The sequence below is a fragment of the Paenibacillus sp. EB106-05-06-XG162 genome (assembly GCF_058791655.1).
In genome coordinates this window covers 1-7,284 of record NZ_JBYTDT010000032.1, presented here as the reverse complement: position 1 = coordinate 7,284, position 7,284 = coordinate 1, and the positions used below count along the sequence as shown (strand labels likewise).

General features: G+C 42.7%; 8 protein-coding genes. All 8 read right to left on the bottom strand.

Annotated features, from left to right (window positions below; translation table 11 throughout):
- Positions 1-181: 181 nt before the first annotated feature.
- Complete coding sequence (locus AC3WU2_RS30480; protein ID WP_492458583.1) at positions 182-361, bottom strand: hypothetical protein; 180 nt, start codon at positions 359-361, stop codon at positions 182-184.
- 346 nt (positions 362-707) lie between these two features.
- Positions 708-887: a hypothetical protein gene (locus tag AC3WU2_RS30475; RefSeq protein WP_492458582.1), complete on the bottom strand. Its 180-nt coding sequence runs from the start codon at positions 885-887 to the stop codon at positions 708-710.
- A gap of 32 nt (positions 888-919) precedes the next feature.
- The gene (locus AC3WU2_RS30470; protein ID WP_492458581.1) at positions 920-1,708 is read right to left on the bottom strand and encodes a VOC family protein; all 789 of its coding nucleotides are present in this window, start codon (positions 1,706-1,708) and stop codon (positions 920-922) included.
- A 161-nt stretch (positions 1,709-1,869) separates the two neighbouring features.
- Positions 1,870-2,820: a VOC family protein gene (locus AC3WU2_RS30465; RefSeq protein WP_492458580.1), complete on the bottom strand. Its 951-nt coding sequence runs from the start codon at positions 2,818-2,820 to the stop codon at positions 1,870-1,872.
- Entirely contained in the window at positions 2,795-4,165 is a 1,371-nt protein-coding gene (locus AC3WU2_RS30460) for a helix-turn-helix domain-containing protein (protein WP_492458579.1), read from the bottom strand. The genes AC3WU2_RS30465 and AC3WU2_RS30460 overlap by 26 nt, the downstream gene beginning before the upstream one ends.
- A gap of 172 nt (positions 4,166-4,337) precedes the next feature.
- Entirely contained in the window at positions 4,338-4,754 is a 417-nt protein-coding gene (locus AC3WU2_RS30455) for a VOC family protein (RefSeq protein WP_492458578.1), read from the bottom strand.
- Positions 4,755-5,165: 411 nt separating this feature from the next.
- Positions 5,166-6,209 (bottom strand): VOC family protein, encoded by a 1,044-nt coding sequence (locus tag AC3WU2_RS30450; RefSeq protein ID WP_492458577.1) that lies wholly within the window; start codon positions 6,207-6,209, stop codon positions 5,166-5,168.
- A gap of 171 nt (positions 6,210-6,380) precedes the next feature.
- The gene (locus AC3WU2_RS30445; protein ID WP_492458576.1) at positions 6,381-7,031 is read right to left on the bottom strand and encodes a VOC family protein; all 651 of its coding nucleotides are present in this window, start codon (positions 7,029-7,031) and stop codon (positions 6,381-6,383) included.
- Between the last annotated feature and the right edge of the window lie 253 nt (positions 7,032-7,284).

Genomic DNA, 7,284 nt, shown 5'->3' with positions numbered 1-7,284 from the left:
ACCCATAAACATCATACCAAGGAGTCCTTTTATTTCTCAAACCTCGTATTTCTTCATAATAGGAATGCTGCCCGTTATTTGAGAAAAGGCAGCCGATCACAAGTAGCCGGCTGCCTTTAAATGTCTTTATTGGGCTATCGTCTCCCGTTAGTTCAATCAGTCATGCTATCTTCACAACTAACTATTCTTCTAAATCAAATTCATAAATTGGGTCTATGCACTTTAAGATAGAGACAATTGCATTATTATATCCCGACATTTTTTCAATTTCACTTTCATCAGAAAATTCTTTATTTTCAAATTGCACTCCAAGTTTTTTTATTATTTTTAGGTACTTACTTACAAATTCATCTTCATTCATTTATTAAACATCCACCAACATTTCATTGTAAGCCAGCAATTCACCTTCATTATCATTCTTAAAATCCATTTTATTGAAAATAGTATTGGTATTTGTGGAATGTAATTTCCTTTGAATAAACATCTTCCAATGTAAATTGGCTCAGTTTCTTATTACTAATCATAGTTACCCCCACTTAAAAATCTGCCCGTTCAATATAAACGAAAAGGAGCTACCGCGGAGGAAGTTCCTCAACTATCGTTCTCCGTTAGTTCAATCAGCGACCCCCTATGATGAACTTCCGATAGCAGGAAGTTCATCATAGGGGGTCACCAAAGGTATATGAAGTTATAGACAAAAAACTCCCCTACACATCGTCAATCGAGGTATAACCGTTCAACAGCCAGGTCAACTCGCTGTCGCAAACGAATTGATTCGGCCAACTGACACTCTTGGGCCACTCGATGAACGATTCGATCGCATGGTAGACAGCCTCTATGCTGGATTGAGCTGGTTTGTGCACCATTTCATCAATAAGCTTAGACAACCCTTTAAACATTACACAAAAACGTTAAGGCATCACTCCACTTTGGAGCAAATCATGATGACATTGCCATCTGGATCTTTGACCGTAAAGAATGCCAACTCCTCACCATACCTTTCAATGGGGGTGAAAACCGATACGCCATTCAATTCCAAATAGGCTTTGGAGGCATCAACGTCATGCGTAAGCAGCATGAAGAGGGTTTCGTAGTCATCTCCTTGCTTAAATCGGTTGTTATCCAGCAGCACGCCAGCCCCGCTCTTCGTCTTCAAGTCATAAATTGAATTCTCTTGCCCCGATTCGCCTTCATGGTAAGGTAGTCCGAGCACTGCACAATGAAATCGAATCGCCCGATTCATGTCTGTTACATTTAAAAAGATTCCGGCGATTTGGTTCAAGATTGGACTATTCGAGTCATCTAAACGTTCTATAACCTCTGAGACATAATCAGATTCCGTAACCATGATCGAGTTACCGTCCGGATCGATAAACCTTAAAAATGCCAATCCTGAATGCGGCCGTTCTATCGGAAATATCGGTCGTACACCTTGATCTTCCAAGAAGCGGTACGATTCCTCGATGTCGGAGGTCTTGTACATGAATCTTACATGCGGCGTATCCGGCTCGTTGCTTCTGTTGTCATCCAAGATGATACCGGTTCCCCCTTGAAGCATTAACCAATAAACGTTACCCCCGTTTAATCTCTCTTCCAATAAGGGGAGTCCCATCACCATGCTGTACCACTCGGCAGAACGGCGAAGATCGGATACATGAACAAATGCGCTTTCCACAACATTATCGATCGGGCTTTTAACGAGTTCCATACGTTTCTCTCCTTTCAATAAGTTAGTTATTCCAACTGAATAAACCTTGAATGCTGCCGGGACCCGTTTCGGCTTATAGTTATCTGGATTCCCCCGTGGAGGATAAAGATTGTTATCCATTTTTTCGAAATTAGCGCTGTACCCCATCTACTGTTCCTCCCTTAGTAACCGCAGTATCTTCGATCCTGATTAACCCCGATGTAATGGCCATCAGGCGTATAAAACTTGAGATAGCCGCCGCAGCCGGTAAACTCCAAATCTTCCTTCACTACCCCTCCATTCTCCAACACTCGTTCCTTCAGGACCCCAATATTCTTCGAGTGAAGTTCTAATGCATGCTTCGGGCGACCGTCCAGGATCCAGTGCATTGGTTGCAGGTTCTCTTGATCCCTCGTATGTACCAGTCGTATCATCGGTTGATTCTCTTCGCCGCCGTTCACCGCCATATAGAACGCATCCTCATCTGATATGACTCTTCCAAACCCCAGCGAACGCTCGAAAAATGCTGCCGTTCTCACCAGATCTGCGACGTACATCAGGACATGATGGAAACCGGTAATATTGGATTCGAACCGATCGTTGATTCCGGAATCCGTTCGCTCGTAAGCCCCAATTAGATGGCCTTCTGGGTCGAAGAAGGACATGTAACCGTCCGAGGGTTCAATTACAATTTCTGCCCCCGCTTGCAACAGCCGTTCGTGAAGATGAACCAGACTTTTAGTGTAAAAAGCTAGATATTCTTCAAGTTTTCCGTTCACCGTTCCATGTAGATGTCGAAATTCCGAATCAGGGGTTTCCAGAATATGAAGACTCGGGCCCATCCTGGGTAATGTTTGTACGAAAGTGTTGCTTTCAATCGGCCTTTCCGGATATGACAGTGTCAACTCCAGCACCTCGACATAAAACTTCACTGTCTTCTTCAGTTTGGTAGCAGGTAACTGGACCAGCGTCATAAGATCGATTTCAGACTCAAGTCCATTCGAGAGGCGGGACGGCGGATCTTCTACTTGATCCAATGATTTTTCAGCACGCCCCATAATCACTTTGAACGCCTGTGTAACAAACTGAGGTTGATAGTTTTCTTCATTAAACTTCTCTGCGGAGTTTTTCATTCTGAGCACTCTCCCCTGATATGATAGGAATATAGACTTTCACGATAGAATCCCGCTCTAGGTTCATTTCTTTAAATGTGTGATATTCCGCGAACCATTGCCGCTCTTCATCCAGCCGATAGTTGCTGTTAGTCGTAATCCAACGGTGCATCTTATCTAGAACGCCAGTTAACAAGCCGTATGTCTTGGATACGCAGCAAGCATATGAACCAGACCCAATATGCTTCTTCTCAATTCCCTTCAGTGTCGAAGCTTCCGGTTCAGCCGTAAGTATCCCGTTTTCCCACCAGTATTCTTCAGAATCTTCATTACCGTAATGATATGACATATAATATTTTCCTTCACCTGCCTGCCAGCTTCCGTCAGACCCTCTCTTGCACCAATCGATCAATCGCTTTTCGGCAACCAGTTGAGCCTCGGCCCCGTAACCTCGGTAGAAGAAGGCAATTGCCTCAGTTAGCTCAACGACTTCAATCGGTTCGTTATGAAACTTTCGTTGCACGGGAAGATATAAGTTCATTCTCGTTACCTTACCGTTGTAAGCGCTGAACTCCTCAACGTATTGGTGCGTGCCGATCTCAAATGTGCTTTTCGGTAACCATTCGGACAACAGTCGGTCCCAACCTTCCTGAACGGTCTTCGGGGACAACGATGTGACCTTTCTTACTGCATACAACCCACCAATGAATGGCTCCTCAGTAAACGCTTCATCAACAATGCATTCCTCTTCATTCGTAATCAGTATCCGGTAACCATATTGAGGTTTGTCGTTTTCTTCAGGAAAATCCACATTGTAACCGAATATCCGTACCTTGCTGTACCTTGTAAAATTACCTTCAACGAGTTTTTCGAAAACAATCTGGAAGGCCTCATTTTCTATGCCTACTTCTTGCTTGGAAGTGTGCAGATACGAATACATCTTGTTGGGCATGAACCGAATAACTTTGACATCGGGAAAAAGTTCAGTTTGTTCCTTGTCTTCCTTGTAGGCAATTTTCTCGTATAAACGGATCGATTCGAAGCTAAAGAAAATTTCGGCATTGCGATAAGCAGCCGGAGTCAACCCTACGATCTTCTTGAACACCTTGGCAAATGATTGATAAGACTCATATCCGCTGTCCCACGCGAGCTCCTCCACGGTACGTTTCGAGTTTCTCAGTTGATTGGCGGCGACGCTCATTCTTCTTTTGCGTATGTAGTCTTTGACGGGATGTCCGGTAAGTGCATAGAACACACGATACAATTGAGCGACCGAAATATAAGCCTCCTCTGCGATACTGGAGAGATCAAGCTCCTCGTCCAAGTGTTCCTCGATATAGTCAATCGCCCTTTGTATTGACTCCATATAGCTCATTCTTTTCACCTGTCTCTATGACTTCTTTGATTATCATTATAACAGAGGAATTTGTTCCCATTATGTTCAAAATTATCAAAAAATAAAGACTGCTAGTCGATAGGCAGCCTTGATGGTTGAACTATAGTGTCCCGTTAGCGCAATCTATAACCAGTTGATACCATTAGTGTCTTGCCTGCCAGATTGTAATTCGATTTCCATCTGGGTCAAATAACTCAAAGTGCCAACCACATTCACCTTCCTCAATAATCTCCTCTGTACGAACTCCCTTTTCGTTTAAATACTTGTGATATCCATTAATGTCATCCAAAAAATAAGCAGTTCTAGGAAGTGCTTTACCGTCCACCATGTTTTGAACCACGGGCGCGTCCGTCCTGAGCAATTGAAGGTCAGGTTGCAATATCGCATGCGTGTCAAATACGAGGTCGGGTTTAAATCCAAGGACCTCTTCATACCACGCGGCAGAACGTATAACGTCTGTTACCGGGATGTACGTAAAGCAAATGCGAGCTATTCTACTATCGACTTTTTCGCGGAATGCCTCTCCTAATTTGTTTGCGGAGATTACGTGAACAGTCATATTAAACAACTCCTTCTTTAATTTTTCCTTGGTTCTTCTTAATCGACTTTCAATAAGCTCGCGAGTTTCTTGAGCGATATCCTCAGAACGATGATACGGCATTGGAATACTTATTCACGAGGTGACCAAAAGCTTCTGTATCACCATTGACCGCCCTCGTGAATACGACAGTTTCTGATTCGGTAACATACCGCATATAGCATCTGCTCCCTAATACAAACGAACAGCAGCATGATTAGCGTGCATCTTTGATGATTTTTCTCTGAATAACTCTTTAATTAGAAGCCTATTCGGTAAAATTTATTCAATATCTACACCGCGTTATCCTGCCCGTTTGTTGAATAAAAAGTGGAGCAAATGCCGCGGTATAGTGCTCCACTCTCATTTTCCGTTAGCGGAATGTGCTTGCTATTAATCTCGATAAACAATTGATTGGACTGTGTCATACCAGCCTTCGCGAAGCAGAATTTGAAACGACCGGTCCTGATTAATCTCACAAAATTGATCTAAAGTCTCCAGCAGCTTATGCACCCCTTCAGGATCGTTTGCAATGATCTTGTTGTAGTCCAAAATTTGCACAGTCGTTGGAGCCTCCTGAAGATGGTGGCCTTGTAGGGACCCTAAATAATCATCGATCAGACGCTCCCCGGTATAATCGCAAAATATGAATCGTTCTTTCCAATCAAAGCTGTCTGCGACATTGCCTCTCCAGTGCACCATCGTCTGCCGCTCCCAAATATCCCACTTGTTCCCGTCTGGATCATATAATTGAATTTGGCGGCCACATCCACCGCGATCATTGATTTGATGGGATACTTTTAATCCTTGATCGACCATTTGTCTATGTAGTTTGGAAAGTCCATTTACTTGAAACATGGCAAATGCCATATACCGTATACTATCCGGTGCTGGGGTTTCATGATTATATGTTTTGCGTTCCAGGGATCGAATAAAATAGATTTCGTCTCCCGCTTCCGTTACGGGTTGCCCCGCCTCATTCACTGGACCACCCAATATTTCCTTATACCACTTATAGGATGCCTCCGGATCGCTTGCTGGGAAGAATAGCGCCGCGACTTTAATAAAAACAGGAACGCCTTGTCGGATCGGCTGTGTCTCGGTTTTGGGATCTTGCCATACTTGAAACTTGTGTCCCTGTGGATCTTTAAAACAGAACATAAGTCCTTTACCGTTCACATCTTCTAGTGGCTCCACTTCTACGCCAGTACTAGCTATTCGTTCGTATAGTTCCTTAATGCAATCCGTCTCATAGCGAATGGAAAACATCTCATAGGTTTGCCCAGGAATCCAATCGTCAGTTAAGAAAGTATTTGTCAAACCTTTCTTCTCTACTTCGTTCATAAATATAGCTTGTTGTCGAGTACCAGTTCCCGTTCCAGTGAAGGTGTTTTCATACCATGGCCACACCACGTCCTTCCCATTGTCAACTGGCATATACAAGCAATCCAACTTTTTTAGTGAAACTTTCGTAGCTGGCTCCATAACCTTAACTGAATCGATCAAATCTGTTCATTCCCTTCTAACGGTTTAATTTGATTTATCAATTTTACTGCTCACCAGTTTGCCAGTATAATTGCCGACAGAAGCACCGACTCTCGTTCTTTACTAAAGACCAATGATAGATAATGATTCTGGATGTTTTAAATTAAATTCTTGTAGAATATCGATTACATCCTGAAAACCATCTGGGTCCTCTTCCCTTAATTTTTTTGTATCAAGGAAATTGACTTTTTTTGATGATCCGCGAGAATTTGCAGATACTTTCGACAAGAATGCACTTACACTTCCTTCAAAATAACAGTTACCAAAGACAAGTTTATCCTGTTGTCTAGTAACCACGGTTTGCATTTCCCATGCAACATGTTTGTTCCCTTCTGGATCATAAAAATAAAACTCCAGTCCGCAGCCGCCGTTGTCTCGGATCTCCTCAACCTCGGCTCCACTCTGTTTCAAAGTGCTGTGCAGCTTTTCTATATCTTCAACCTGGAAGATTAAAATTGGGATGTAAAAATTGGGGTCTTCGCCTACTTTGTATTTCATTCTGGTTTCATCTTTTGTTTCACAGAACATAAGATCTGTCCCATTTTCAAGAGTAAGCCATGGCCCATCACTGCCCGATAATTGAAATTGATCACGAAACCAATTCATTGTCCTTTCTGGATCGGTGCAAGGAACATAGATGCAAGACACCGTTTTCAATAATTTTTTCGATGCAGTAGTCATTGAATTCTCAACGAACTCTTCAACTTGTTTCATATTCTTTACAACTCCTTCGAATGTGTTAGTTTCTTACTGAAATACATTCGCGACTATCCAATATTTCCCTGCATCGAACCCGTTTTATTTGTTCGTAAAAACCTCAATTCAGTGATGTTTTTAAAAAGTCTACAATTTTATCTATACCTGGTTCCTTTTGATAACTATCTTGCCCGTTCTAGAGTAAAGGGCTGAGTTTTTTTTCAGCCCCTCCTCATCAAACCGTACGTGAGGTTTTCCCTCATACGGCTTT